General features: G+C 72.0%; 1 pseudogene. It reads left to right on the top strand.

The annotated features are described in order from the left end of the window. A pseudogene (locus KN815_RS37785) lies at positions 1 to 318 on the top strand (methyltransferase domain-containing protein); the annotation flags it as partial.

The raw sequence follows: 318 nt of genomic DNA, 5'->3' as shown, positions 1-318 counted from the left end.
CCCGGTGGACAGCGGAACCGGGCGGCGCGGCAGCACCGGCCCGCTTCCCGCCGAGACCATGGCGGACCTCGGCTTCGCGCTCTACGCGGGCGCGAAACTGCCGGGCGTGGTCATGGCCGACGGAGCACCCGACGGCAGATATCAGATCTGGCTCCACGATCGAAACGGGTCGGCGGCCACGGTCACCCACGAGGAGGTGTGGCAGTACGGCTCACGCCAGTTGTGGGACGAGGCCACCGCCGTGCACACCGCGTACGTGAACGACGGCAGCCCCGACCCCGGCGACTTCGGGCTGACCGTGTCCCCCGGCGGACAGCG

The organism is Streptomyces niphimycinicus, from assembly GCF_018883605.1.
GTDB lineage: Bacteria > Actinomycetota > Actinomycetes > Streptomycetales > Streptomycetaceae > Streptomyces > Streptomyces niphimycinicus.
Note: the sequence above shows the minus strand (reverse complement) of the source record. Positions and strands in the feature narration are given on the sequence as shown.